The organism is Sphingobium salicis subsp. salicis (genome assembly GCF_049472635.1).
GTDB lineage: Bacteria > Pseudomonadota > Alphaproteobacteria > Sphingomonadales > Sphingomonadaceae > Sphingobium > Sphingobium yanoikuyae_A.
In genome coordinates this window covers 1,791,954-1,817,063 of the sequence record NZ_JAYRCS010000001.1, presented here as the reverse complement: position 1 = coordinate 1,817,063, position 25,110 = coordinate 1,791,954, and the positions used below count along the sequence as shown (strand labels likewise).

The following is a 25,110-nucleotide window of genomic DNA, read 5'->3' as shown; positions in this document are numbered from 1 at the left end:
TGCAGCGCTGGTACCTGAGACTTGAGCCCGGCGCACACCCCGATATTTCCCCAAGAAATTTGGCCGCGTCGGGCTCACCTTTCCTTGGTCGATAAACCTCAAGCGCGCCCAGCTTTAATCCCGAGAAGTGAGGTGATCATGATATCCGTTTCTCTAATTCCTTGGCAGGTAATGGAACTCCTACCGGAAGATAGGAAGGACGGCCGGACGATGCTGCTTTGGAACCAGCTAGGCGTCTCTGTCGCAGCTTGGGATGACACAGAGGGCGCACAGGACTGGTGCCTTGCTTTCGCGGGCCTTCCCGCTGGGAGATTCCCGGTCATTGCGCCCACACACTGGTCCGACATCAATCCGCCTGTTTGAATAATCTCGATTCGTCAGTATGCTGATCCTGCTCCTGGCGTTCATCATCTCGGCGTCCGTCAGGGGCGCCACGAACCGCGCGCACCAGTGCCTTAGCGCCAGCCACGACATAGCCCAAAGCCTCGAACGCGAGCCCGACCTTGCCGAGCCCGCGCGTGATCTTGCCCAGTCCCATTAGCGTGCCCTCATCAGATAGTTCGCCAGGATGCAGGCGCCGCCGCCGAGGAGCGCCACAGCGAGCCAGAAGGCGGTCATGATGTCGAGCGGGGTCATTGAGCTTGCTCCTCAGTCGGCGCGGCCGGCGGTAGCTTGGCTATCAGCTGTTCGCTCACGGCCTCGCTATTGTCGCGCGCCTTGAAGGTGCCGATGACGCCGATAAGGCCGGTCACTGCGGCACCGATGAAGCCCAGCGCGGCCACGATCTGCGGCAGATGCGTATCCGGCTCCACCACCACGCAGATGACCGCCGCCACGATGGTCATGATGACGATCGCGGCGAGGGTGGCGAGATAGGACAGGACGTTGTGGCGGTTGTTCATCGCGCCCACTCCCCGGTCTTCTTCTGCAGCCAGGTCAGGAAGTCACCCACAGTCTTGTTCTGCAGGATCGACGGGTTGGCCTTGGTGGCAGCGGCGCCGGCAATCAGATCCGCGCGCGCCTTGGTATCGGCGCCTATCACCGCCGCAGCCGTTACCGGCCCGAAGAAGTGGGCCGCATAGAGCGAGGCCTTGTTGATCGGGATGCCCTTGCCGCGCAGATAGGCGGCGTTCTTGGCGGTAAACGTCTTGGCGCGGGCGAGCTGCTCATCGGTCGATGGCATCAGGCCGCCGAACGCCTTTGACATGTCGGCGCCCCATTTCCCGCCTTCGCCCAGCCAGGTCGACTTGATGAACTGGTAGAGACCGGACGCGCTGGAGGTGCTGGCCTTGATATAGGGGCGGTCTGCGCTTTCGATCTTCGACAGCATCGGCCAATAATCATCCGGTAACCCGGTCGCAGCCGTCGCTTTCGGCGGTGCCAGCTTGTCCAGCATCGCGATCGTGTCACGGCCCGCCCAGCCATCGACAGGGGAAAGGCCGGTGCGCTCCTGAAACAGACGCACGAAATCGTCATCGGAAATGGTGGTCATCATTCACCTCCCAAGGGCCGCTTGCCCGTTGCGATATCGGATAGGTTTCGCTCGGCGCTCAGCTCCATCTGGGCTGTCTGCCGGATCTCCGCCTTGACGTGTTGCTGAAGCTCGGCGTCCACGCGCTTGAGGAACCAGACGCGAACCATGCGGATCAGCCGGTCCGAAGAAAGCCCGATCAGCGCGGCAGCGGTGGCTGCGTCGGTGGGATTAAGGCCGAGCCGGGCAATCACCCAGCGTGCCAGCAACACCACCATGCCCATCAGCAGAACGTCGATCAGCATCACCTTGAGGGTGATCCGGCGTCCTTCGCCGAGCATCAGCCCGTATTTCGCAGCCGTGCCGATGGCCCAGCCCGTCACGATCGCGCCATACTTGACGACGAGCGCCTCGCCCCATGGCGTCATCGACGTTACCCCCTGTTGTGTGTGCATGAACGCTCCTCTGAGCGGATTGTGAGCGGCGACATCCTCGCCGATACGGACGGCATGGATTACCGTCGTCTCAGCGAGGGATTGTAATTATCTTACTTATTTGCGGAATATTCGGCAACTAATATGCGCGATGTGGGCGCGTGGATTTGCGCGGCATTCTACCCGAAAGCACGAATCGTTACGCTCTCGTCTTGCCGGGCTTGTTGCCGGATTTCCCCTGGCGCGCGGCCAACCGCTTCCGACGGACATGGCGGATCATCGAACGCTGCAGCGCATTCATGCCGTAGCGGAGCAGGAAGATCAGGAAAGCACTGATCGCAATGGCGCCGTATATGCCCATGGATGTAGATTATCAAAGGATACAGCAGACGCATAGGACACGTTGAACCACGTGTGTTACACCGTTTTGAGGCCATAGACAGGAAGTCAGACCACATGCCATTCGAAGATGACGTTTTGAATGCTCCGGCTAGCAATGCCTCGCTGAGCCAAATAGCAATCACGTTCGCTATAGCTGTAAATGCTTTAGCTGATGCGGTTGAAGCAGTCGAGCGTGGTGACCTGACATTGGCGAAGGAAAATCTGGGTAGTGCCAGAAAAGTCGCTGAAAAAATGACAACGCTTTTCGATAATCTAACAGGCTATACTGATGATTATGATTAAGTCCTGTAGCACTGCCCCTTAACCATGGACATTCATGCGCCCGTCATCACCCCTGCAATAGTCTGAGCCACCACCTCGCCATATTCTGCCCGTCCGGGCAGGCCATAATGGGTGGAATCCGATATGTTGCCGGTTGAGACCCCGGTGTTCGGATCAGCAGTGAGCGCATAGTTGAAGCCGCTCAGACGGTTGATGCAGCACCAGCCCGGCGCCAGCGCCACCGCACCGTCCAGCAGCGTGAACTTGAGATATTCCAGCAGGCAAGTGCGGAAACCGCCCTCCCAATAGGCCTGGCTGGTGGGGCCTTCACCACGGCTGTTATAGGCCAGCACGACCTTTATGCCCGGCACCGCGCGCCTCGCCTGCGATACGAGGATGCGCAGACCCGTTGCCACATGCGCAGCTGCTACCTCGGGCGTCTCGTTCGCAAAATCATTGGTGGCCAGATTGATGACGAACACATTCGGGTCGTCCAGATCGAACCGGTCCAGATAGAAGCGCATGTCAAAGATGTTGCCGCCGAAGACCATGTCAGCGCGGTCCGCCAGGTCAGCAGCATCAGCCACCTTGAGGAAAGGGTTCCACTCGCGCTTTTCCGCCGAACTCAGCGCCAGATAGGCGGATTCCTCGCCCACCGGAATAATCTTCATTCGGTCCTGGGTCAGCCCGTAGAAGTCTGCCATCCGCCTCGATGATCGACCTTCCCCCAGCACGGTGTCACCGGTTTGAGAGGCGCTATTATACTGCCCCATGGTGCCTATCGGCGTCACGGTGGCACCCATGTTTCGCAGCCGCATGACCGGATGCACCGCGGCGCCCGCCCAGTCCGTGATGCTGTCTCCGCCGAACAGGGGCTTGCAATTTAGGGCGGCAATAGCTGCCGGATCGAGAAGGCGCACCTGTGACGAGGCCTGCTTCTTCTCCAGCGGTGAAACCACGCTCTGGAAGTGCCAGTCGAACGGACCAACAGGCAAATCCTGCGCTCGAATGGATGCCGCTGTCAGCTCAGCGCCGTTGATGGGGCCATAGCCGATATTCTGCACCAGCTTGATGCGGTATGAGCCCCGCGAATTATAGCCGAACATCTGGTCTGGATAGACATTGTAGGGCCGGTCTGGATGGACGTAGAAGAGGGGCGGCACCAGGGGGGTGAGCGAAGCCACAGGCTGGCCCACGGCCTCCAGGGCGCGGACGCGCGAACCGAGTTCGTCACCCTTTCGCGGAAAATCACGGCGGCTGATCCACGGCCTGTCTGCCGCACCGAACCATGCCTGCATGCCGAAGACACGCTGCTGCCCGGCCGTGCCGCTCGATAGGCCGTTCCAGAAGCCATAAACCGGATTGATGCCAGCGGCGCGCATATAGCCCGCATATTCGGCAAGATAGGGAGAGTGCTTCTTAAACAGCCGGGCGGGGCCATAGGTGTAGCTATTCCCGCCGTCCGGTGCGCGTTCGACCATGTAGGCCACCGGCGTGCCGAAACTGTCCGCCACATCCGTTTCGATGAAATAGCGGTAGAAATAGAAGCCGCTCACCGAAGGCTGCGGAAAACGCCCGCCATAGAATACGGAGGTCGAACCCGAAAAGCCTCGGGAAAATCCAAGTGCCAGGCTTTCAGGACGGGTCAAAGCCGCCGGCGCGGCTGATCCGAAGATCAGATCAGCCTGATCATTATCCTCACGCCCTGCACCGAACTGGTTCGGCACCATGTTGGCCAAGGCCACATCAGGGTTGGCGGGCGTGAAGACGCCGTTGAAAACCACACCGATCAGGGCCAGCGCGGAGCCAGCGCGCGCTGGCCGGTTGGAATAGCCCTGGGCCACGATGACGGCATTCGGATCGCGGCTGTTTGCGACGCAGGCCCAGACATCCACATAGATGAAGGTGGCGGCCCCGGTGAGCGGAACATCGACCGCCCGATAATTGTCATCAGTCGAAAGCGGCTGCAAATTCCAGGCCACGGTGCCGCTGTCACGAAGACCGTAGAGCTGGGGGAGATAGAGCTTCGCCTCGCCGGCATCGAACACAATCGGATAGCCGGTCGAAAAACTCGGCACGGATTCGACCGTCGAAGTCACGCGCATCTCACTGGACCACCCTTGGCCAGCGCCGAATAGGGTGACGATGTGATAGTATCGTGCCGGATCGGCGGGAGCGATGGAGGGCCTTGCGACAACCACCATCTGCGCAGTGAGCTTGTCGTAATAGACAACCTGAAACGTCGTAGTGGCTGCGCTGATAGGTACTTTGGTATGCGAGGTCAGCTTCGCATCGGCCGTCAAGTTCAGGTTGAGAACGGTTGCGCCATTGGCAAACAGCGCCATTTGACGCGGGACGTAGACCGCCGCGCCGCCGCCAAGACGGTCCATCTGATCCACGATGATATCGCGCGCGCCGGTCAGTTCGAGCGTCTGCGTCACAAGTTCATTCTGCACGCCGCGCAAGCCAACAATATCACCAACCGTCGGCGCAACATCAGGAGAAAATTTCATCTGCTTGCCCTCCCTCAGACGGTGACGCCGATCGTGGCCATCTGGGCCTTGATCTGCTGGTAAACGGTGGCGCACTCGTCAGCCGACAGCGCGCGATCGAAGAACTGCACGGCGTATTGGCTTTCCGCACCGCCGGCCGTGTGGACGAAGTTGTCACCCACCACGAACGGCTGATCGGAATAGAGGCCAGTGCCAGCGATCGGGGTAGCGCCTGCGCGCACGCCTCCGACGCTATGCTCATAGATGCTGACCAGCAGCGGCTGCACGACATAGAACAGCACGACAGGCCGCGTTCCGGTGGCGGCGTCAAAGGGAATGGTGGGGGTGGCGAACGGGACATCGGATCCGTTGCGCATCTGCATGCCCAGATAGCCCGCGCCGCTGATAACGCTCGCGTCGAACGACATGGACAAGCCGCCCTCGGTATCCGGGGCATTCGACATGTAGGTTTCGGCAATCGGAGCGCCTTGCGTGCCAGTAGGCTGGATCGTCAGGGCTGCGGTGAAGCCAGCACCCATATCGGCAGGCACGACCGACGTAGTGAACCACCCCCCGTTGAACCGGTCATCGCGCAGCGTCATAGGCCCGCCGGGTTTGGCAGGGCGGTCGTTCAGACTGTAATCCCAGCCTGGCTGATTAGGATGCAGCGCGCCAAAGAAGTGGGAGGCGTAGAGGCCATCCATGTCGATCGGCAGGCCATACCAGCCCAGCCCGTTCTTGGAGAAGTCACCATCCTTCGAAATAGCCAAACGTGCAGTCATGTGCTTGTCCTTCAGATGATGGGAACGGCGCCGTGGATGCAGTAATTGCGGGCGCGGAAGTTGATGCCGGTGGGGTCGAACATGTCGGTGGCGCTGTCCGCCACGCAGCCGCGCGGGCCGAACTGACGACCGGCGCGCTTGGTCGATCCGTCCGGTGTTTCGGCGGCGCCGTAGATCAGCTGGTCGCCGGGGCGCAGATCAGCGGCGGCGGTGATGATGATCTTGTTGCGGCCATGGATGACGGGCGTTCCGCTGATCGCGATGACGCCGACGCCGGGCCGCGCGATCGTGAAGCCGTAGGAACCCGGATCACTGACGCGCGTGGTGTCGAACACCAGCGGCCCGACAGGGACATTGAACAGCGCTTCGACCAGGCGCGGCCCTTGCCGAGAGGCCGACAGCATTTCAGTGGGGCGGAATTTGCGATCCGGGTCGAAATAGAGGCCGCCGCCATCCAGCTGCAGCGACTGCGCATAGGCCCGGCCCGCATAATAGCCCGACAGCCGGTTTGACCAGCCATCCTTGTGCAGGCCACCGCCGGGGGTCTGCACATAGTCAGACATGTAGGCCGGTGCGGACAGGATCGCGAACGGATTGACCCGCGCGAACTCGGCCTGGGCATAGGCAATATCGCGATAGGTTCCGGCCCCGATGATGTTGAAGGACGATAGCTGGCACATCGTCATGACGGCAGGCGAGAACCGGCCATTAGCCGTGGATGCATCACGCTCGATATCGGTCAGGATGCGCAACAGGAGGCGCTGATATTCGGCGCTGCTGGTTTGCAGGGAGGTGTCAGCCTCACCCAAGTCCATATGGATGACAGATTGCGCGAATGTGCGGCCCAGCGCCTGCGCTCGCGCAAAGCCGGCCTTCTGCTGCTCGACCAGGCGCGGATAGGCATAGCCCTGATCACGGCGCAGATACATCGCCGGGGTCGAACCCTGACCAGCGGCGGACATCAGCAGATAGGCGTTGAGGTCGGCCAGTGTCAGCCCGAACCGTGCCGTGATCCCATCCATGAAGCCCATGGCCCAACCGCTCGCTGGCGTTTCACCCGCGTGGAGCGTGCCGCCCTGGTTCGCGTCGTCCTCTTCGATCAGGGTTGTGAGACTGGAATAATCCGGCGTGCCAGGATCGGGCGTGGTGCTGTTCCATGGTCGCACGCCGCCAGCGAACATCAGGACGCGACTATTTGCGAGCGCCGGTTGCAGCGGCAGCGCTTCCACGCCGATGGCGTTGGACTGACCGTAGAAGATGACATGCAGGATTTGCGAGATGATGCGGTGGAGGGTGCCGCCGACCGGGATGGGCGATCCATCCGAAGCGAACGCCTGCGCTGCCCAGCCATTGCTGTCCACCAGCGCGGTGACGCCGCCGCGCGCATGCTGCGCCGGCTCGCGGGTCATGTTGCGGTGGAGGTGGCCGCGCCTATCGATGCGGACTATGCCGTTGCCGTCTTTGTCCCGGATTATCAGGCCGCTGCCGGTGCATTCGAGTGCTATCGTGCTTGCAAGATCATCGACAATAGCCTGCAGCGCCAGTTCAATCGATTCCTGCGAGGGAATCGAAATGTCCTGAAAAACAGCTGTGCCGCCATCGTTAAGGTAGAGGTCGATGGCGCCAGTTTCGCCGTCTCCCTTTACGAGGAAAATCTTCCCGTCCGGCGTTTCGGCCAAGCCTTCTGCGGCAGTGTCGTATATGACACCAACAGCCCCGAAGTTCGCGAGCAGTTGCTCGATAAGCGGGCCAAGACTGCGGATCTCGATCTTTTCTGGATCATGCGCACCGGTTCCCGGAATGCCAGCAGTGACATGATCACGATAAATCCGGTCGAATGCATCACGCAACGCGCCCATTAGGTGTAGCTCCCGGTCATGTCTTCCACCAGCAGGAGGGAGCCGGTTGCCACACGGGGACCGCTGAGCGGGGCCGACATGTCACCGGACAGCCGCATCACGCAGCGAGGATCGGAGAAGTTGAGTTCGGTGCCGGCCGTGACTGCCTCACGGAGAGGCGGGCGAAACGTGACCACGTTTCCGATCACGGTCGCAATTTCATAGAGGCGGTGGCGCCAAGTGGGGTGGTCTATGCTGAACCGCTCGCCGCCGATCAGAGGCTTGCCTAGTGCGAGAAGGTTTAGCGCCATGGTCGTGGCGCGTAGCGGCGCGTCTGCGGCGGCCTGCACTTCACAATCACCGGCGGTGTAGAGGCTGCCATCACTGAACGGGGTATCGTCACTGTGGGGCACGCGCTGGCGCCCCGCCACAGGTTGGTGCCGAGCATCGCAGATCGGGAAGATGATGGCCCGCGTCCCGCTGTTAAGCAGCGCCCGGAGCGCCCGCCAGGACATGACCTTCTCGCGGCGGTTGAGCGGCGCATTCTGATAATCAGCAACCCACCGCCCGCCGCCATCCGTGACGATCGCGCTTTCATCGCCGTTGAGCGCGGTGCCGCCTGAAATCACATTGGCGCGAACCATCATTTCGCGCGAGGCGAAGCTGAACTGGCACGTCGGGAAGGTCGCGAGCATGCGCGCAAGCGTGGCTTTGCTATGCGCCTCGCTCTACGGACGGGACACCTTACGAGACAGTCACTGCCCCGCTGCCAGTTGCCCCAGATTGCGCGCCTGATGCGCTGAACCCGCGCACGAAATAATAATATGTCCCGGCCGCTACCGTGTCAGTGAAGTCCTGCGTTGCCCCAGCGGCAGAAGCCAGGTCGCCGCTGACCAAAGTGGCTCCGACTATGGTGTTGATGCTGTTGCGATATACGCGGCTATAGGACAGGTTCGCCGATGTCGCATTGGTCCATTCGATCAAGGCCGTGCCGGTCCCGCCAGAGCCGGTCACGTCAGTTGGAGGAGCAGGGGCGAGGCTAGCGGTAGAGGTGCTGACCGATTCCAGCGTCGACCAATCGGAGCGCCGGCCATCGCCAACGGCATAGGCGACCGCGACATCAATGCTGACATCGGTGGGCACCAGACTGGAGAGCAGGACCGCCGCCGGGCCGGGATCGATGTCCGAATATTCCTGCTCATTCCATGTCGTGTCGGTGGTGATGCGCCATCGGGCATACCATGTCACGTCGTCCCGGTCGAAGCCGTCGACGGTGATCCGCACCCGCGCATCGGCGCCTCCTTCGCCCAGCTCGGCTTCGGCGTCCGTGATGACCGGTGTGGGCAGCGGCACAACCGCCGGCCGCGCACCAACCGGCGCCGGCTCCCCTTCCTCTGTCGCGGCATTCCAGGCGTCGATGTTCGGGTTCGCGCGCACCCAATCGAACTGCACGCCGGTCTGGGTCCGTTTGATGCGCACGATCTCCGCAGGGCCGGAATAGAAGACGGTCCCCGCCTCTTCGATATGCAGAGGGATGAAGCGCTTGCCCCTGATCTTGCGGCCTTTGGGGTTGGTCGCGATCGTGCCGCGATATGGCGCCATGGTCTTGTCGAGCAGGCGCTTTGCGAGCCGTCCAGCCTGCGCATGGCTGGGCACAGCGTTGTCGAGCGTGGTCGGCTTCTCGCCAACCTCTGCGATGCTATCTTCGTCGCGCCAGTCGCTGGTCGGGACGCTGGTAAAATCATGGTCTGCCGAGAGGTAGGTCAGCGCGACCACATTGGCCTGATCCTCATCAACGATCCCATCGTCCATCGACCAAGTGACGATCTCTCCGGGGCCGATCAGGTCATCAGGATCAGGCTCGACATAGCGACCAGACCACGGGACCAGCGCGCCATCCGCGCGGGTCGTCACCATGCCGTCGCAGGCCGCCAGCAGGTTGCCCAGCGTCACCTTGTGCGCGTCGGTGTGTTTGTGGGCCAGGGCAACGCGATAGCGCGGTTCAGTCCCACCGCCGATCCAGCGCAGGACCGTGCCGGCCTTGTAATCGTCGCTCAGCGAAGAGGTGAGGGTGACGGTGTTGCCGCTGACAGATGCGACCACCTTGTCGATGCCATAGGCCGCGAGCGTCACGGTCTTGCCGGGCGTCAGGCCTTCAACGCTGGTCAACTCAAAGCTGGTGTCACCGGAATCTGCGTCATCCACGAACACGCCCGCGCCGTGATAGACCTCCATCGCGACATCGCAGTCATCGGCGAACGCGGTCCAGTAGGCGAGGGTGGGCGCGAAATGGGTGTCCCAATCCTTGTTGTTCCGGGTGAGCAGATAGTGCGCGATGCAGAGCGCGTTGTTATCCGACCATTGCCATGTCGACGGATCATTTATGTCCTGCGCCGGGTCGCGCCAATCGAACACCCGCTGTGCGCGCGCCACGATCGACATGGCATTCGCATCCGGCCCGCCGGTCGGATAGACATCGTTGTAGTTCTTGGCCTTCACCGGCTTGGAGATCATGCAGCCGGTCGCCACGCCATCGCCGCGGTGATTTGGGGTCCAGATTCCTGCCAGGCGGGCGATGACTTCTGCGAACGCGGTTTCGGTGGGAAGGCCGAGCCGTGTCCCGATCTGGATGGTATCGCCGTCGCCAAACTCGCCATCGTCCTGGGCGATGACGAAGCCGCCACCGTTCAGCTTGACCTGCTTGTCGCCGAGATAGATGCGCTCGATGAAGTCGAGCTGGCCGTCATGGAAAGCCCAGACATCGACCGCATAGCCGTCCTCGTTCGTGACGTAGAGGATATAGGCGCCGTAGAGACGAACGCGCCCATAGGCCGACACGCGCGCCGGCATCGGGGTTTTGATCGATCGCTCCTGCTGCTCGGGCTTCGGCCCCTTCGGCTTGTAGAGGACGGCCAGCGCCAGCGCGGCAGCGGCGGCGATCGGTTGACCACCGGGGATGAAGTTGGCGCCGATGGCCACGATCTGGAGCGATAGCCGGCCCAGATCCCGATCGATGATGCTGAGCGGCGAGACGATCGCCCTGACGACGCCACCCATCAGACCCTCCAGATCATTAAAGGATCGCCGGGCGCGCAGATCAGGCCATGGCGATGGACGCTGGCCCAGCGCTGCCCGGTCCAGATGCCGGTCGTGCGATTGTGCCCGTCATCGGTCGTAGCATTCAGGACCGCCGCGTCGCCCATCCGCGGCTCATCGGTCACGGGAATGCCGATCGCCTCCATGCCGCGCTGCCAGAGCGGCAGAAGCCCGCCGCCGCGCACGATGGCGCGAATAGCGCTGCGCTCGCTATCATAGGCGATGTCGGTCGCCTCCATGGCGCTGGCGTGGCCACGAAGGACCAGCCAGCGGTCGAGCCAGCGGGAGCAGTCATGCGTCTTCCAGTCCCATGCCGGCCGCCGGGCGCGGAGATATTCGCCAAGTTCCATCAGCGCGGCCCGAACCGGCGCAGCACGCCCTGATAGATTTGGGCCACATGGCTGAATATCGCGTCGGTGGGCGACTTGCGGCGCTGATCTGCATCGGTCCAATAGGCCTGCGGGGACCGGTTGCGATCCGTGTCCTCGGTGGCGATCGAGAGGGTCAGCACCCGCGACCGGCCTTCGTCGGTTTCCTCGCTGCTGAAGGTCAGCTTGTCGGCGCGGAACACATTGTCATATTCGACTTCTTCAAGCTGCCAGTCCTCATCGAAATAGAAGCGGACGAAATGGACCTTGGCGCCCTTCACCGATGCCGCTTCACCGATCGCGATGGCGAGGACTTCGGCGCTGACACCGGACAGGCGGATGTCGATGCGCTCGGCCTGGCCGTTGATCGGGATTTCGAAGTCTGGCGCGTTGAGCAGTTCGCCGCCGCCGAGGTAGATGGCGGGCGCGTCCTCCACGATGTCGGCGGGGATTTCGAGGTCGCCAAAGCCACCCCAGAGCCGGGCCGGGGGATCGGAGGCTATACGGATGCCGAAGGACTCGTTCATCAACCACCCTTCAACTGCGTAAATTTGTTGAGGGTGCCGGGCATCGACTGCTGGCTTTGCGCATAGGCCGCACCCGCTGCGCGCGCGGAACTGTCACGGGAAATGCGGGCCATTTCGGCGTAAAGCTCGGTCGTGACGACCGCGTTCGGCAGATTGAACTGCGGCGCATAGACGGTGGGCTGGTTGCCGCCGCCAGCGCGGATCGCCTTGCTGCCCACGCTCAGCGTCTCACCACGCGTGACGTTCGCGATGGGCCGCCCGTTCAGCGACAGGGTGTTGCGATCGGTGCCGCCGCGACCGCCGAGCGTTGCCGTGCCGCCCGATGCGAAGCCCACGCCAGTGCCGGTTTCTCCGCCGCCTGCGGAGCCTTGGAAGAAGGTGCTGATGGAGGTGAGGATATTGCCGAACGTGCCGCCCGATTCCCCCGTGCGGCGCATGGAGTTCAGGAACGGCTCGATGATATTCTTGTTGATGAAGATATCGATCAGGCCAGCCAGGAACGGGTCTTTCACCCCGAGACGCTTGGTGATGCTGTCCCGGATGCCGTCACGCACATAGTCCAGTTCCTGCGTGATCAGCTCCTCGACCTGATCCTGCGTGCTGGTTTCATCCATGCGGCGGCGATAGCGGGCCAGCGGGCCTTCATTGTCGCGCTCGATCGACGCGCGGTCATTGGCCATCTGTCCGCCGAGCGCGTCGATGCGCGTCTGGAAAGCGTCACGTTCGGCCTGAGACGTGGCGTTCTTTTGCTGGAATTCGAGCTGGCGACGGCGCTCTTCATACTCAAGGTTGAGCAGTTCAAGCTGGACCTTCTGGCGCTCCTCGCGGGTGCCGGCCATGCGTTCCTGCCATGCCAGGGCGTCGTGCGCGATGTCATATTGCGCCTCCGCCTGCATGTTGGCGGCATCCTCAAGGCGCTTCTGCAGGTCGCGCATGACGGCGCGCGGGAGCAAGCCGCCGCCGTCTACGATGATCTCATCGCCCTGGCCGGATGAGCCGTATAGGCGGTTGATAACGTCGATCCGTGCCTGGCGCTGCTGGTCGGAAAGCGTCTTGTTCTGAGCAATTTCAGCAAGGCGCTGCTGGCGCTCGATATCCAGCATTTCGCGCTCAAACTGCGCCCGCGCTTCAAGATCATCCGTGAGCGCAGACTTGGCTCGCAGGATATCGATCTGCGTCTGACGGTCTTCCTGCGCGTTCTGGTAGGCTTCGCGCGCGGCCTTTTCCGCCTCTCTGGCGGCCCTGCGCTCTTCCGAGAGTCGCTTCTTTTTGTCGGCGTCGGACGCGCCTGCAGAAGCCGGCGCTCGTCCGCGCCCAGCCGCTGGCGTGCCCGGCAGAGGATTACCGAGAGCATCGGTCCCGCCGGTGAGGGCACGAAAGAGACGTTCGGCAGCTTCACCCTGACGGCGGCGATCAGACGCATTGGCGCTGGCGAGGAAGTCACGCTGAAGATTGCTGTCAAATCGGCCGTTCGCGCCAAAGCGATTTGCGATTGATGGGCCGATGTTCAGGAGATCATCAGCCAGCCCCAGCAGTTCACTAAGCTCTTTCCGACCGTCTGCAGTGAAATGGCTTAGGTCGATGCCAAGGAGCCTGAATGCTTCGGCGCCGGCTTCAATCAGCGGATCGAACGCGTCGCCAAGGCCCTCAAGCGTCCCCCGAACTGCAATGCCGAAATCTTCAGCACTACGCTCAAGGTCGGCGAAGCCATCAGCCCCATCGACAAAGAAGTCAGCAATGGCCTGCGAGAACTCGCCGCCGCGGTCGAATGCCGAGAACGTCGTGAGCGCAGCATTGTAGACCCGCGTCATCGCGTCATCGAAGGTGACCGGAAGTTCGCCAAACTCAGCATCGATGCCCGCCGTGAACTTGCGGTCAGTGAGCGCCTTCAGCAGCTTGTCGGAGGTCAGCTTACCCTCTTCGCCCAACTGCTTGATCTGGCCGATAGGCTGGCCCATGCTTTCCGCCAGCAGGCGGGCGAGGCGTGGCGAAGCCTCAAGGATGCTGTTCAGTTCATCACCACGCAGCGCCCCAGCAGCAAGAGCCTGGCCGAACTGTAGGGTGGCGGACGCGGCCTGATTGGCATCGGCGCCGCTGATCTTGAGCGTCTTGGAAAACGTCTCCGTGGCGCGCGCCGCCTCTGCCTGCGTGCCGCCGAGTTCCTTCGCCCCACGCACGAAGTTGGCGTAAAGTGAGGCCGTTTCGGACAGGCCCGACCGCGTGTCATTGGCGATCCGGTTCACATCCTTCTGCGCCTGGCCGAACGATCCGAACCCCTGTGTGGCGAGCTTCAACGTCGCGTCGAGCTTCTTCGCCTCATCAGCCAGCGTCAGGAATTGCCGGGTCAGTGCAATGACCGAGACACCAGCAAGCGCGGACGACATGATGCCTGCCGCCCGGCTGACAAATGCCTCGGTGACACCAGCGCTTTTCTGGATGCCAGACATGGCCTTGTCGAACTTCGCTTCTGCGCGCGCGACATTGGCCTCGTATCGATCAAGCCGGGCCTCAAGTTCGACAACGACGCGATCAGCGGTGACGGCCATCTTGCGCCCTCTTCTCTGCTACCCCGCGCTCGTAGGCATCCAGCCTGCGCGCTAGTTCAACGACCACCTGATCAGCGGTAACCCCAGCCATCAGTGGATCTTCCCGATGCCGGCGCGCTCCATGCGCAGGAACATGCTGCTCACGTCATCGGCCGAAGGCGGCGCTTCCTCGCCGTCGTCATTGGCCAGTTCATGATGATGGATCAGCGCGGCATATTCCGGCATGGTGATGGCCTCCGCATCGCTCAGGCTAAGCCCGAGGGTTCGACAGTTGTGGAGGACGAGGCCCCAGTCGATTTTCGACGGCTCGGACGCTTCACCGGGGCTTTTTTTTTAGCCTGCTGGGCCGGCGCATATCCGACATAGAGCGCGGCGATAACGGCCTTGGCGGTCAGGTGGTGTTCGGCCAGGGCGTGGCCGTCGACATAGTTCTCGATCAGGCTGTTCGCGCGCAGAGCGGTCACATCGATCGCTTTGCCGTTCACCTCGCCCTTGGCGCCACCGATCAGCCCCTGCCGCAGCGTCTCGACCACATCATGGATCGACCAGCCACCGTGCATCAGCCGATGCTTCACAAGGTCGATCGGCCCGGCCTTTTCTTCGATTTCGATGATGCGCTTGATGGGCAACCGGAACAGATATTCGCCATCGGCGAAGGGCAGGGCGATCTCGGTTTGCATGGGGGAACGCTATGTGCGAGGCATGGCGCTGTGCTACGGACGGGAGAGGTGGCTTGAAAACGTGCCCGCGATGCAGAACGAGAATCGACACCCGCGCGAGCAGATGCCCGCAATGCAGCGCCGACTTCACCAAGGGTGAAATGCTAAGAGTCCTCTCTGATTGGGGCCTTTTGGGTCAAGCTGCTTCCTCGATTACGTGATCGTTCCCATGGATCACTCGCTTCTCTCCGCGGTCGGCGCAAGGCCGCCGCATAATGGGGTCATGGAGAGCAAGGCGTCTCAATCTGTTTCGCGACCTTCAGCTGGGCTGAGGTTCCGGACTCTAAGCGAGATCGTCTTGCCCTTCGTCCCCATGGGAACGACGCTACCCGTCTTCTCAGACGGGATCTTGTTCGGGCCTCCTCATGCGATCTGGCCTGCTGGAACCTTCCCCCAGCGAAACTCAGTCTGATCGCTCCACATGCGATGCAAAATCACCGCGAGCTTGCGGGCGACAGCGACGCGGGCCTTTGCCATCCCCCGCCGCTTGGCAATGCCCATGCCCCAGGCTTTGAGCGCCGACCATTTCTTGCATCGGGTCAGTAACGTATGGGCCGCCTCGTAAAGCAATGTGCGCGCGAGTTCGTCTCCGCACCGGCTGACGCGTCCCTGCACATCTGTTTCACCCGATTGATATCGCCTTGGAGTCAGGCCCAGATGGGCGCCGACATCGCGAGATCGTCGGAAGCGTTCAGGTCGATCCACGGTCGCGCGAAAGGCGAGCGCCGTCAGCGGCCCCACGCCAGGCACAGACATCAACTGCCGGCAGATGGGTTCAACTCGAACGGTCTCAAGAACACGGCGTGTCAGCCGTTCAAGTTGGCAGTGCATGGCGGCGACGATGGCCAGCAAGGGTTCTGTAATATCCGCCAGCGAAGGGTCGGTTTCAGCGAGTTCGCGCACCCGCGTGGCGAACAGCTTGCGGCCTGGAGCTCCAACTTTGAGCCCACTTTCGCGTAGTACGGCGCGCACCGCATTCTCCATGTCCCGCACTTTACAGAGCACCGTCCGGCGCGCCACAAGTAATGAGCGCGACATCCGTGACGGGGCACTCTTGACGTGAACCTGCCGATACCAGCCCGTTCGGATGATTTGCGCTAATCCCCGCGCGTCATTGCGGTCAGTCTTGTTCGGCATTGCTCCCATGGCCGCTTTTGCCTGTCGTGTTTCAATGCACAACACCGGCAAGCCGGACCGAGCCATACCCTGGTGAAGCCACGCCGATTGCGAACAGGCCTCCAGTCCGATCCGCACCATCGGCAAAGCAACCCCGTTGAACGCCGATATCAAGCTTTCAGGATCGCTGGGCGCGCGTAGCTCGCGTACGATCGCGCCCGTCTCATCGACAATACAGATGGCCGTCTCTTCCAACGAAACATCCAATCCGGCATAGTAGTTCACGGTTGCTTCTCCTCATGGTTGTGGCCGCTCGATACGGACCACGTTCTACCATTTGCGAGGAGCAGCCACCTCTCCGACTCGGTGGCGAGCCCCAATCACCCCATCTGTTTGGAAAATCAGGGATGAGCGTTTCGGCGTAGTAGGTTTCCACCCATGGCGACGAGGATCATCGCCTGTGAGACGTCGATGCGCTTTTCGTAGTCGCGGACCAGACGGCGCCATCGGGTCATCCATCCGAAGGTGCGTTCGACGACCCAGCGGCGCGGAAGCACCTTGAAGCCCTGCTGGCGATCGCTTCGACGGATGACCTCCACGACAAAGTCGAGGTAGCTGGCCTTGTCCATGAGCTTGAGGCGATCATAGGCGCCATCGGCAAAGAGATGCTTCACCCACGGCCAGCGCTTGCGGATGCCATCGAGGATCGCCTGAGCGCCTGCACTATCGGAGATATCGGCGGTAGTGAGGTTGACCATCAGCAAGCGTCCATCGGTGTCGACTGCGATATGCCGCTTGCGACCGACGATCTTCTTGCCTGCGTCAAAACCGCGCTTTTCTGCGGAAGGCGCCTTGACCGACTGGCTGTCGATGACCGCCGCACTGGGGCTGGCTTCTCGCCCCTCACGTTCTCGGTCCAACATCAATTCGATGTCGTGGATCGTCTGGAACAGGAACCTGCGTGCCAGCTCCCGAAACCAGCCATAGACCGTCTGCCAGGCGCCAAAATGGATCGGCAGCATCCGCCAACCACACCCCGATCGCACCAGATAGCGGACCGCGTTGATCACTTCGCGGAAATCCACCTCGCGGGGACGGCCTCGACGACCCGGCTTGGGCATCAACGGCGCAAGGCGATCCCATTCCTCATCGGTCAGGTCACTGGGATAACGCTTCGTCTTCTTCGCAATCTGGGCCATCCGCCCCCGGCTCTGCTGCGTCCACATCCAGAGCCTGAATCACGCAGATACGCCTATGACAACCCCTGCCGCCGATTTCCCAAACAGCCTCTAAGCGGTCAGCTGGAGGCTCGCAAAGCAATTGGAGGAAAGTTGTTCGGCTTCCTCGTGATCTTGGTCCTGTTGGTGATTTGGATGAACAATGGGGGCGTTGAACACTTGGTAGAGGCAACCGCGCCATCACCGAAATAAGGCGGCCCGAAGGCCGCCCTTTAGATTTCGAAGTCTAAGAGATTTCTTGGTTGCCAAGCTCGAGGCCTCTCAATGGGGGAAATACAGGAATGTCATGGCTCGCCAAACTAATCTCCCGAACCTCGTCCAACTCCGTCTCCCTGACGACCTCGCCAAGGGGATCGACAACTGGCGACGTGAGCAAGACGATATCCCTACCCGATCTGAGGCCATTAGAAGGCTACTCCGAGACGCCTTCTCATCAACTTCTCAGGGAAGCGGCAATCAGTAGGGCATTGAGGATTTGTGGGGTAAGCCATTGCCGCGATAGCGATTTTACCCAAGTCGCCGAAGCTACCCGAAATGTGGAATGGATTACGGGGCTTCACATTCGCAGGTATGGCGACAAGCTTAGCAAGGATGAGGTCAAATCCGCTGGCGCACGGGGGAACTCGATTATTTCCCGGCAATTCATGGATATCTTAAACGACGCAGGGCGGGATCATCCGATGCTGGCTGCGGATATTTTAGCTAATTCCATCAATTTAGGCATTGCAAGTGGTGCATATCTCGCGGATCGCGCGGGCGAGCCATTGGAGTTTTTCCCTAGCAATATGGCCTCCGGACCGTGCTCTAGATCCGCGATGATCGGTAACTGCACTATAGCTCGGAGTGAAGCCGACCTTTTGCCATTGGAAGGGTGCGATCGGATAGACCAGTGCGCTTGCCGCTACCTGCCTGCGAAGAGGCAATACGTTCCTGTTGAGCTGACGCCAGAGGAGCAGGCGTTGGCAGACCAAATCCTTAGCGAAATCCAGATTGGGATAAGTTTTGGAACGCCACAGCGCAAACCTTTTGTCAGACCGGCTAGACTAGCGGATCATTCAGAGGACTGACAAATAAAGGGCGGCCTTTCGACCGCCCCTCAAGGTTCGCTGGCAGATGGAGAGGGTTAAGGGTTGGCGACGAACGCGACCGGGCCTGCGCCGCTGATCGTGATGCTGATATTCACATATTCGCCATTCGTGCCGGTGATGTTGAAGTCGGTGACGATGCCAGGCCCCTGATAATAGCCGTCGATCACCTCGTTTCCGGTGGCTTCATCAAACACGAAGCGGAAATTGGTCGGGTTGCCGCTGTCGAACGCAGCCTGGAGATCGGCCAGAAGCGAACGGTGCAGCAGGCCCGAGCCGGTGATGGTCCAGTCTTTCGCGCCGATATCGCGAACCGTGATCGGCGAAGCATCGGGATCGGCGCAGTCCCAGTCGACGGTGTCGTTCGTCGCGCGGGTCTGCTGGAAGCCCTTGGTATTGATGCCGCACATCGGCGCGAAGACTTCTGTCGGCGTCGCGCCATCGCCCATCGCGATATAGACGCGCGTCGATTTCAGCTTGTCGGTATAGGCCATTCCGCAACTCCAGCGAGGATTTGCGGGCAGGCTATGGGGGAGGGGGCTGGCGCTCTACGGACGCTAGGTGGCGGTGGCGCGCACGGTCACCATGCCATGGTAGGCGTCAGCCTCGGCGCCGTCCTCGATCACCTGCGTCTGGGTAGCATGGACGCCCAGCGATTTCCCGTCGCCAAGGTCGACATCATCGATGCCGCTGACGATGCGGACGATGTGGCGGTTGATGGTCGCGGCCTGCGCTTCGGGGTCGGGCACGCTGGGATTGGCCAGCTTGGTGAAGCAATGGACCACGCCGGACTGCTCCGACCCGCCGCCGCCGTCCAGTTCGGCCACCGTGCCGATCAGCATAGGCACGCGGATGAAGGGGAAGACAGGCGAGGCGGGCGGCTTGCCAGGATAGATCCGCGTCGCCGGCACGATCGCCGTCAGTTGCGCGTCAGCTTTCAGGGCTGCGATGATCTTGCCCCTGACCGACAGGGATGGGTCCAGCGTCGTTGTCATTTATCGGCCCCATCCATGATCTGATCCCGAACGATTCGCCCCACATGGTGAGCATCGTCAGGTTTAGCCATTCCTCGACTTGTTCCCAGGTCGGCATTTGCGGGGGCTGCGGCATCAAAGCCAGCCTTACCACGGCGCTTAACCTCTGTCGCCCTGCCTTTCGCAATGGCGCGTTCGCCGACCTCGCGCTTGACGGTCCCCTCGTAGCCGGCGGGGAAAAACGTCATGGCCCGCGACGGCCATTTGTGGTCGTAATCGGCGCTGAATTTTACTCTCATAGGGAATCTCCGCGCGCCACTCGCTTCACAGCCTCCTGCACCAGTGCGGTGGCTTTCTTTCGGTTCTTGTCGGCCGCAGGCTGCATGAATGGGCGGGCGTCCATCTTGGAGGTGCCGAATTCAAGAGCGACGCTATAGGTGGCGTTGCTGCTAACTTCCGCCTCAGTAAGACCGGTGCGTTCCGATCGGATGTTGGCATCGTCAGCGAGGTTGCCAGTATCGTTATTCGGCGGCTCTCCAGGTTTGGACGGAGCATGGTTTTTCCCGCTGACAGAGCCGGCCGTTATGCTGATTTGAGCGTCACGGCGAATAAGATCGGCCGCCACCAACACAGCCTTACCCACTTCACGCACCATCTCTGCCGAGCGGATGCGTTTCAGGCGAGCCTTGTGGGCCTTTTGACCGGTGATCTTAACCACTGCCACGCCCGGTCAGATTGATCCGTTCACCCTTGGAAGCCTCTATCATGCGAAATGGCCCCGGATTCGACTCCGCGCCGTCGCCCTCGCAGGATGCGCCGTCTTGATTCGGGAGTGAGCGGAATGCCAGAGAGCGATTGGGATACATCAGAAAATGGAGCAATTGACGCAGCCCTCCTGTTGCGCGGCTTGGTGGCAGGCGCTCCCCCATTTGTCGCTTTGCGCCTTGAGTTCGCGCACAACGAAAGTGAGCCGCAAGATTGCCTTCAGCTATTCCTAGATCCCGAGACAGCTCGGCTCGTTGGGCGCGGATTGCTGGAAGCATCTGATGCTGTCGATCGATACCGGAATAGGGAACGCCATTGACCCACCTGATCCACCATATTTGGCTGAAATCTTCGGGCCGCATTGTCTTTATCGCGGCACTGAGGTGCCTCCAGTTCTCTTTCGAGATCACGCCGCCCGCCCTCGACAAACCCAATGACTGGCGGCAGCATCCAGATCGGCGCTCCCCACCATCCACCGCTTGCCCGACACACTGATCTGAGCGTCAGTCGTCACCTCCACGCCCAGCCCGGCGGTCAGGATGATGATCCGCACATCGCCTTCCGAATAGCCCTCGCTCTGGCGCATAGCATAGGTCGCGGCGTCCATCTGCGCACGGCAGGCGATATCGGTTTCAGGGCCATAGGAGATATTGCCCTCTTCATCGTCGGTGCGCGCCCCAGGCACATGCAGCGTCGCCGGCAGGTATAGTCCCGAGAGCGCCGCGCCAAAGATCCGCGCGATGCCGCCATCCAGCAAGCCCATCACCACCCCCTGTAGGGCAGCGGCCCGGCGAACCCGTTGAAGCCGCAGCCGCCGATGACGGGGCCAGTGCCGGTCACGCGAGGCCCGGCCAAGCAAGCCTTGAGCATCGGATAGACCTGCTGGCCGTAAGTGGTCGTGCCATATTCGCCCATGTCGGCGCGACTGGACGCAGCATCGCCGCGCTCCAGTTCGATCGTGCCCGACTTGATGCGCTTGAACCCGCTCGCGCCCTGAGCGGCCATTTCCGCCTCTGCCCCGGTGCCGACGCCCTGGAGCGTCAGATAGTGCGCCGTGAGCAGCATGGCGGCCAGATCGGCGTCCTCGCCAAGGCATGCCTGCATCGGGTCCACGATCCGCCCGGCGCGCGCCGACCAGAACGCATACGCCTCGTCGGTGACCGCGGCGAAGGCCGGGAAAATCGCAATGAACGTCGCCTTCGTCGGCGGGGTGTAGGCCATGGGTCAGTCCTTGGCCTTGCGAGCCGGGGCCTTCTCCTCGGCTTTTGATATCTCGTAGAGGCCGAACATTTCCAACATGGAAAGCTGTTCAACCGTCAGTGGCACGGTGATCTCGCCCAGCGCCGGCAAGCGCTTGATCCCATCGGCGGTTTCAATGTCATAGGGCGCGTTGGCCGGGTTCTTGATCTTATACATGTCGCTCGCCTCCAAAAGAAAAGGCCCGCCCGGTTAAAGGCGGGCCTCCGATGTCTCAGGTCAGGCCCGATCAGGCCGGAACCGGCGTCACCGCGTCGCCGTAGCTGATCGCGTTCGGCCGCATGATGTCGAGCGGGCCGGTTCGGGCGATGCCGGGGACGACGAAGTTCAGCGGGCCGTCCTGATGAACCGGGAGGAAGCGATAGGGCATCGGCATCCAAAGCTTGAGCATGTCGGGATCGTTGCGATAGGCGACCGCGCGACCGCCGCCGGCAATGCCGACAGTGGCCTTGTTCTTCAGTTCATCCAGCGAGCGGACCTTGAGCTGCTGGCCGGTGCGGCGGGTATATTCGTTGTTTGCCATGATATACTGCATGATCGACATGTTCGGATTGGTCGCGCCGTAGGGGGTGGCGACGATGTAATCCAGCGCCAGGTCGGGAAGCAGCAGCGTATCCTTGACCACGCGGCCAGGGCCGGGCGCGCCGAGCAACAGCATGTTCACGTCGCGGACGATCTGCGCCGAGGTCTTGTTGCCGACCATGGCGGTGTAGGTTCCGGTAACCCATGCCGAAGTGCTGTCGGTGCCATCAGCGGGCAGCGTGATCGGCGTGACGTAGTTGCTGTTGAGAAGCCCCTTCCAGCCCTTCACATCGGAGCCGATCAGCAGGTTGTCCCACATGAAGACCTGCGAGCCGAAGCGGGCGGCGCCGGCCTTGCGTTCGGTCAGCTGGTAGCCCTGGAACTGAGCCTTCCCCAGCTCTTCGATGTTCCACTGATAGCCGATCGCATACATGTCGAAGTCAAGGCCGACCTTGTTCAGGTTGACTTCCGCCAACGGGATATCCTTTGCGCCGCCGGTCTGCCATTCGGCCTTGCCGACCTTATCGCCGATCAGCGTGTCGATGCCGTCCACCCATTCGGGCAGCGAGGTGTCGACGGTGACGAGCGAGGCGATATCCATTTCGGGATATTCGATCTCGTAGACGCGGGTGTTGACGATCCGGCTCGCCTGGGTGGCGAAGCTGAAGACCTGCGCCGCATCCATCATATTGATGTCCATTTATGCTGCTCCAGTTAGGCTGCGGGCGGGATGCGGCGCAGGCGGATGGGGACAAGGCCGCCCGCCGCCACGGTGGCGTCGAACTCGGCATTCGGGATCAGGGTGTTGCTGCCAGCCGTGCTGGTGTAACCCTTGTTGGCCGCGTTCCAGTAGACCGGGGTCCGCTTGGTGCATGCCTGATAGGCGGAGCCGGCGATGACGCCGCTTTCGCAGACCGGGAAACTGGCATTGATGGGGAAGGTGCCATCTTCCTTGGCGCTCGGCGCCCATTCGGTCAGGCCACGGAATTTGCCGGTGGTGAACGGATTGACCTGTTCACCGATGGTGCCGTCCTGCACCGGTTCGGCAAGGCCGATACCAGCGACCTGGGCGATGCCGGTCAGCGCGTTCCATTCTTCCATGTTGACGCGGCGGCCCTTCGCATAAGCGGCGGGACGATCGGGATAAGCGGTCTGAAGCGGGGGCATGTGTCCGTCCTCCTTATGCGGTCTTCTTGCCGGTCAGGCGATCGACCATGCGCTGATAGGCTGCGCCCTCCTGCGAGGCCGCGTCGTTGGCGAAGGTGATGGCGCCATCAGCCAGGACCTGCCGCAGCGGGTCCGCCGGCTTGGCGTCCTTGGTGAAGGCGATGAAAGCGCCCTCGATCGCGGCGTCGGCCATGTCCTTGGCCGCATCGCCCAGCTTGGCGGTGACAGCGGCCTTGCGGATTTCCGCGTCGGTCTTGCCATCGGTCGCCAGCGTCGGGGCCAGGATCTTGGCCTTGGCGATCACGTCGGCGCGGGCATCGGCAAGCTGCTGGAGCTTGGCCGGGGTGACTTCGGCGTCTGCCAGCTTGGCGGTCAGCGCGACGATCTCGCCGTCCTTGGTCTGGATGGTGGTGTTGGCGGTGGCCAGATCGGCGGTCAGGGTTCCGACCTTGGTCTGGAGTTCCTTGAATGCGCCTTCACGCGCATCATTCGCGATCCGAACGGCCTCACCGTTGGTCGCATCGACTTCGGCGTCGCCGATCCGGATTTTCATTGCAGGCTTCTCCAAAGGAGGGGTGAGGTCCGCCAAGAAGGCGGGGTTCGCGTCGCAGATCGCGACGGAATCGGTGATTGCGCAGGACGGGCCAGCGCGGCCCCGGTCCACAATCGCGACGTGATTTCCCTTGATGGCGACCTGCTTAGCCACGCATTTGACGCCGCCGGGGCCATCGAAATCGCCGAATTGCAGTTCCGCCGCATAGCCGTTCGACAGTTCGCGCTTGCCGGCGTCCACCGCATCGATGGTGTCGGCATCCGTGAGCATCAGGTCGAAGGCGAGATAACCGCCTTCCTCCCACTTCGCGCCCATCACCGTCCCGCGCGCGTGGTCGCGCCAGTTCTTGGCGTTGACCGCTACGGTCGGGTGATTGTCGGTGATAGGCTTCCCGATGAAGCTATGCGCGGACAGCGGATCAAAAACCGCTTCGGCATCGCGCAGGACGTTCACCATTCCCGCGTCGCGCAGGCCATGCTTGTTGTCGGGATCGATTTCGCTGCCCAGGTATGCGTATGTTCCAGTCCGAGCCGCCTTCGCCCGCACGGCCATGTAGCCGTCACTGGTGCGGCGGGGCGCGTCAAGGGTCAGGGCGTCGGAGAATAGCACCATGTGGCTTGTCTGCCGCATGGTCTTGGATTGGCTCTACGGACGGGAGGGTTTACCTCGGGGTGGGGTGGTCAGTGCTTCCTCGACACTCCAGCCCCTCCGAATTCTCTCAGAAATGGCATTTCCGCTCATCCCAAGATGTATGGCCCAATCCTTCTGCGTCATCGTTTTGCCGTCGTATGTCAGCATGACATTCGATGACAGATTGGTCTGCTGCTGCTTCCGCGTCGCCCATCGACAATTGTCAGGTGAGTAGCCCTCATTGCCACGTATGCGATCGAGCGTCGTGCCGATCGGTCGCGGCCCCATGTCCTTTATGAACTGCACAAACCCATCTGCGCCATGCCATTGCTGGCACACATTGATTCCTCGCGCGCCATATCGTTGGAAGTTGGTAGACTTCGGGTTATGGCAACGGTCGATCATTGCCTTCCAACTGGAATACTCTGGGGTGCCGGATGCGCCGTGCGTCGTGAATCTCTGCCTACTGATCTCACCATTGGTGCAGCCACAACTGTTATGTTTGCCGTTCAGTAGGTGGGCGGGCTGCACGTGCCGAATATTACCACAATCGCACCGCACCTTGGCGCGCCGGATCGGATGATACTTTCCTACGATCGGCTCACCCTCGCTTACAAAGGTGAACATCCCGAAACGAGTGTTCCGTTTCAGATAGTGCTCGATTGGCATTGGTTGGCGCTCAGGGCGTGAAACGTTAGAGCATTTGCGGGAACAGAACCTAGACCGCGCAATCTGCGCTGCCGAATATCGAGGGTTGATGGAATATTCCGCGCCACACGCTTCGCAAGAGCGGATTCTGAGTATATTGACGGCATCAGCCATGTGATCCTCCACGATCATTTGGTTAGGGCTGGTCTGGGACTCCAC

31 protein-coding genes are annotated in these 25,110 nt (G+C 61.6%); 3 read left to right on the top strand and 28 right to left on the bottom strand.

From position 1 onward, the window contains the following. Positions 1-346 precede the first annotated feature (346 nt). The 5 genes from VHN57_RS08700 to VHN57_RS08680 all read right to left on the bottom strand — a co-directional run bounded on the left by VHN57_RS08700 (position 347) and on the right by VHN57_RS08680 (position 2,266). Positions 347-538, bottom strand: coding sequence for a hypothetical protein (locus tag VHN57_RS08700; protein WP_159078646.1), 192 nt, complete (start codon positions 536-538; stop codon positions 347-349). A 94-nt stretch (positions 539-632) separates the two neighbouring features. Then, on the bottom strand, positions 633-902 hold the full coding sequence (locus VHN57_RS08695; protein WP_423283591.1) for a hypothetical protein: 270 nt from the start codon (positions 900-902) through the stop codon (positions 633-635). Then, a complete protein-coding gene (locus tag VHN57_RS08690; RefSeq protein ID WP_423283589.1) occupies positions 899-1,495 on the bottom strand; it encodes a hypothetical protein in 597 nt (198 codons plus the stop codon). Before VHN57_RS08690 ends, VHN57_RS08695 begins: the two co-directional genes overlap by 4 nt. Further along, the gene (locus VHN57_RS08685) at positions 1,492-1,926 is read right to left on the bottom strand and encodes a hypothetical protein (RefSeq protein ID WP_423283587.1); all 435 of its coding nucleotides are present in this window, start codon (positions 1,924-1,926) and stop codon (positions 1,492-1,494) included. Before VHN57_RS08685 ends, VHN57_RS08690 begins: the two co-directional genes overlap by 4 nt. A 178-nt stretch (positions 1,927-2,104) precedes the next feature. Continuing rightward, positions 2,105-2,266, bottom strand: a complete 162-nt coding sequence (locus VHN57_RS08680) for a hypothetical protein (RefSeq protein ID WP_423283585.1) — start codon at positions 2,264-2,266, stop codon at positions 2,105-2,107. A gap of 95 nt (positions 2,267-2,361) precedes the next feature. Between VHN57_RS08680 and VHN57_RS08675 the strand changes: the two genes are divergently transcribed. Further along, positions 2,362-2,589, top strand: a complete 228-nt coding sequence (locus VHN57_RS08675; RefSeq protein WP_423283583.1) for a hypothetical protein — start codon at positions 2,362-2,364, stop codon at positions 2,587-2,589. A gap of 32 nt (positions 2,590-2,621) precedes the next feature. Here VHN57_RS08675 and VHN57_RS08670 read toward each other — a convergent pair whose 3' ends face one another. From VHN57_RS08670 to VHN57_RS08660, 3 genes are read right to left on the bottom strand one after another with little or no spacing between them, the layout of a single operon-like run. Next, on the bottom strand, positions 2,622-5,081 hold the full coding sequence (locus VHN57_RS08670; RefSeq protein ID WP_423283581.1) for a hypothetical protein: 2,460 nt from the start codon (positions 5,079-5,081) through the stop codon (positions 2,622-2,624). Positions 5,082-5,095: 14 nt separating this feature from the next. Continuing rightward, positions 5,096-5,842 (bottom strand): hypothetical protein, encoded by a 747-nt coding sequence (locus tag VHN57_RS08665; RefSeq protein ID WP_423283579.1) that lies wholly within the window; start codon positions 5,840-5,842, stop codon positions 5,096-5,098. An 11-nt stretch (positions 5,843-5,853) separates the two neighbouring features. Beyond that, the gene (locus VHN57_RS08660; RefSeq protein ID WP_423283577.1) at positions 5,854-7,251 is read right to left on the bottom strand and encodes a hypothetical protein; all 1,398 of its coding nucleotides are present in this window, start codon (positions 7,249-7,251) and stop codon (positions 5,854-5,856) included. On the opposite strand from VHN57_RS08660, the gene VHN57_RS08655 reads away from it, so the two are divergent. After that, a complete protein-coding gene (locus tag VHN57_RS08655) occupies positions 7,228-7,704 on the top strand; it encodes a hypothetical protein (RefSeq protein ID WP_423283575.1) in 477 nt (158 codons plus the stop codon). The genes VHN57_RS08660 and VHN57_RS08655 overlap by 24 nt on opposite strands. On the opposite strand, the gene VHN57_RS08650 is transcribed toward VHN57_RS08655, so the two are convergent. From VHN57_RS08650 to VHN57_RS08610, 9 genes are all read right to left on the bottom strand, one after another. Beyond that, entirely contained in the window at positions 7,701-8,375 is a 675-nt protein-coding gene (locus VHN57_RS08650) for a hypothetical protein (RefSeq protein WP_423283573.1), read from the bottom strand. The two genes, VHN57_RS08655 and VHN57_RS08650, sit on opposite strands and share 4 nt — an antisense overlap. Before the next feature lie 49 nt (positions 8,376-8,424). Beyond that, complete coding sequence (locus tag VHN57_RS08645) at positions 8,425-10,737, bottom strand: phage tail protein (RefSeq protein ID WP_423283571.1); 2,313 nt, start codon at positions 10,735-10,737, stop codon at positions 8,425-8,427. Next, a complete protein-coding gene (locus VHN57_RS08640; RefSeq protein ID WP_423283569.1) occupies positions 10,737-11,126 on the bottom strand; it encodes a DUF6950 family protein in 390 nt (129 codons plus the stop codon). Before VHN57_RS08640 ends, VHN57_RS08645 begins: the two co-directional genes overlap by 1 nt. Continuing rightward, entirely contained in the window at positions 11,126-11,671 is a 546-nt protein-coding gene (locus VHN57_RS08635) for a hypothetical protein (RefSeq protein WP_069338324.1), read from the bottom strand. Before VHN57_RS08635 ends, VHN57_RS08640 begins: the two co-directional genes overlap by 1 nt. Next, positions 11,671-14,217: a tape measure protein gene (locus tag VHN57_RS08630; protein ID WP_423283567.1), complete on the bottom strand. Its 2,547-nt coding sequence runs from the start codon at positions 14,215-14,217 to the stop codon at positions 11,671-11,673. Before VHN57_RS08630 ends, VHN57_RS08635 begins: the two co-directional genes overlap by 1 nt. A gap of 90 nt (positions 14,218-14,307) precedes the next feature. After that, positions 14,308-14,442 carry a hypothetical protein gene (locus VHN57_RS08625; RefSeq protein ID WP_423283565.1) on the bottom strand — a complete coding sequence of 45 codons (135 nt, stop codon included), beginning with the start codon at positions 14,440-14,442 and terminating at the stop codon, positions 14,308-14,310. A 20-nt stretch (positions 14,443-14,462) separates the two neighbouring features. After that, positions 14,463-14,897 (bottom strand): gene transfer agent family protein, encoded by a 435-nt coding sequence (locus VHN57_RS08620; protein WP_423283563.1) that lies wholly within the window; start codon positions 14,895-14,897, stop codon positions 14,463-14,465. A gap of 402 nt (positions 14,898-15,299) precedes the next feature. After that, positions 15,300-16,337, bottom strand: a complete 1,038-nt coding sequence (locus VHN57_RS08615; protein ID WP_161730774.1) for an IS110 family RNA-guided transposase — start codon at positions 16,335-16,337, stop codon at positions 15,300-15,302. 116 nt (positions 16,338-16,453) lie between these two features. Further along, complete coding sequence (locus VHN57_RS08610; protein WP_125990377.1) at positions 16,454-17,278, bottom strand: IS5 family transposase; 825 nt, start codon at positions 17,276-17,278, stop codon at positions 16,454-16,456. A gap of 298 nt (positions 17,279-17,576) precedes the next feature. On the opposite strand from VHN57_RS08610, the gene VHN57_RS08605 reads away from it, so the two are divergent. Next, positions 17,577-17,753 (top strand): ribbon-helix-helix domain-containing protein, encoded by a 177-nt coding sequence (locus tag VHN57_RS08605; RefSeq protein WP_423286002.1) that lies wholly within the window; start codon positions 17,577-17,579, stop codon positions 17,751-17,753. Between the two features lie 660 nt (positions 17,754-18,413). Here the strand turns inward: VHN57_RS08605 and VHN57_RS08600 are convergent. From VHN57_RS08600 to VHN57_RS08550, 11 genes are all read right to left on the bottom strand, one after another. Further along, on the bottom strand, positions 18,414-18,869 hold the full coding sequence (locus VHN57_RS08600; protein ID WP_284110183.1) for a phage tail tube protein: 456 nt from the start codon (positions 18,867-18,869) through the stop codon (positions 18,414-18,416). A gap of 63 nt (positions 18,870-18,932) precedes the next feature. Beyond that, positions 18,933-19,370 carry a tail completion protein gp17 gene (gene gp17, locus VHN57_RS08595; protein ID WP_423283561.1) on the bottom strand — a complete coding sequence of 146 codons (438 nt, stop codon included), beginning with the start codon at positions 19,368-19,370 and terminating at the stop codon, positions 18,933-18,935. Then, the gene (locus VHN57_RS08590) at positions 19,367-19,648 is read right to left on the bottom strand and encodes a hypothetical protein (RefSeq protein ID WP_423283559.1); all 282 of its coding nucleotides are present in this window, start codon (positions 19,646-19,648) and stop codon (positions 19,367-19,369) included. Before VHN57_RS08590 ends, gp17 begins: the two co-directional genes overlap by 4 nt. After that, positions 19,645-20,067, bottom strand: coding sequence for an HK97-gp10 family putative phage morphogenesis protein (locus VHN57_RS08585; protein WP_423283557.1), 423 nt, complete (start codon positions 20,065-20,067; stop codon positions 19,645-19,647). Before VHN57_RS08585 ends, VHN57_RS08590 begins: the two co-directional genes overlap by 4 nt. Positions 20,068-20,520: 453 nt before the next feature. Further along, positions 20,521-20,877: a hypothetical protein gene (locus VHN57_RS08580; protein WP_423283555.1), complete on the bottom strand. Its 357-nt coding sequence runs from the start codon at positions 20,875-20,877 to the stop codon at positions 20,521-20,523. Then, on the bottom strand, positions 20,877-21,335 hold the full coding sequence (locus VHN57_RS08575; protein WP_423283553.1) for a DUF4054 domain-containing protein: 459 nt from the start codon (positions 21,333-21,335) through the stop codon (positions 20,877-20,879). Before VHN57_RS08575 ends, VHN57_RS08580 begins: the two co-directional genes overlap by 1 nt. Before the next feature lie 3 nt (positions 21,336-21,338). Next, positions 21,339-21,530: a hypothetical protein gene (locus VHN57_RS08570; protein WP_423283551.1), complete on the bottom strand. Its 192-nt coding sequence runs from the start codon at positions 21,528-21,530 to the stop codon at positions 21,339-21,341. A gap of 70 nt (positions 21,531-21,600) precedes the next feature. Then, the gene (locus VHN57_RS08565; RefSeq protein ID WP_423283549.1) at positions 21,601-22,593 is read right to left on the bottom strand and encodes a major capsid family protein; all 993 of its coding nucleotides are present in this window, start codon (positions 22,591-22,593) and stop codon (positions 21,601-21,603) included. Positions 22,594-22,607: 14 nt separating this feature from the next. Then, a complete protein-coding gene (locus VHN57_RS08560; protein WP_423283547.1) occupies positions 22,608-23,060 on the bottom strand; it encodes a structural cement protein Gp24 in 453 nt (150 codons plus the stop codon). Between the two features lie 13 nt (positions 23,061-23,073). Further along, positions 23,074-24,225 (bottom strand): DUF2213 domain-containing protein, encoded by a 1,152-nt coding sequence (locus tag VHN57_RS08555; protein WP_423283545.1) that lies wholly within the window; start codon positions 24,223-24,225, stop codon positions 23,074-23,076. Between the two features lie 33 nt (positions 24,226-24,258). Beyond that, positions 24,259-25,065, bottom strand: a complete 807-nt coding sequence (locus tag VHN57_RS08550; protein ID WP_423283543.1) for a hypothetical protein — start codon at positions 25,063-25,065, stop codon at positions 24,259-24,261. Positions 25,066-25,110: the final 45 nt, after the last annotated feature.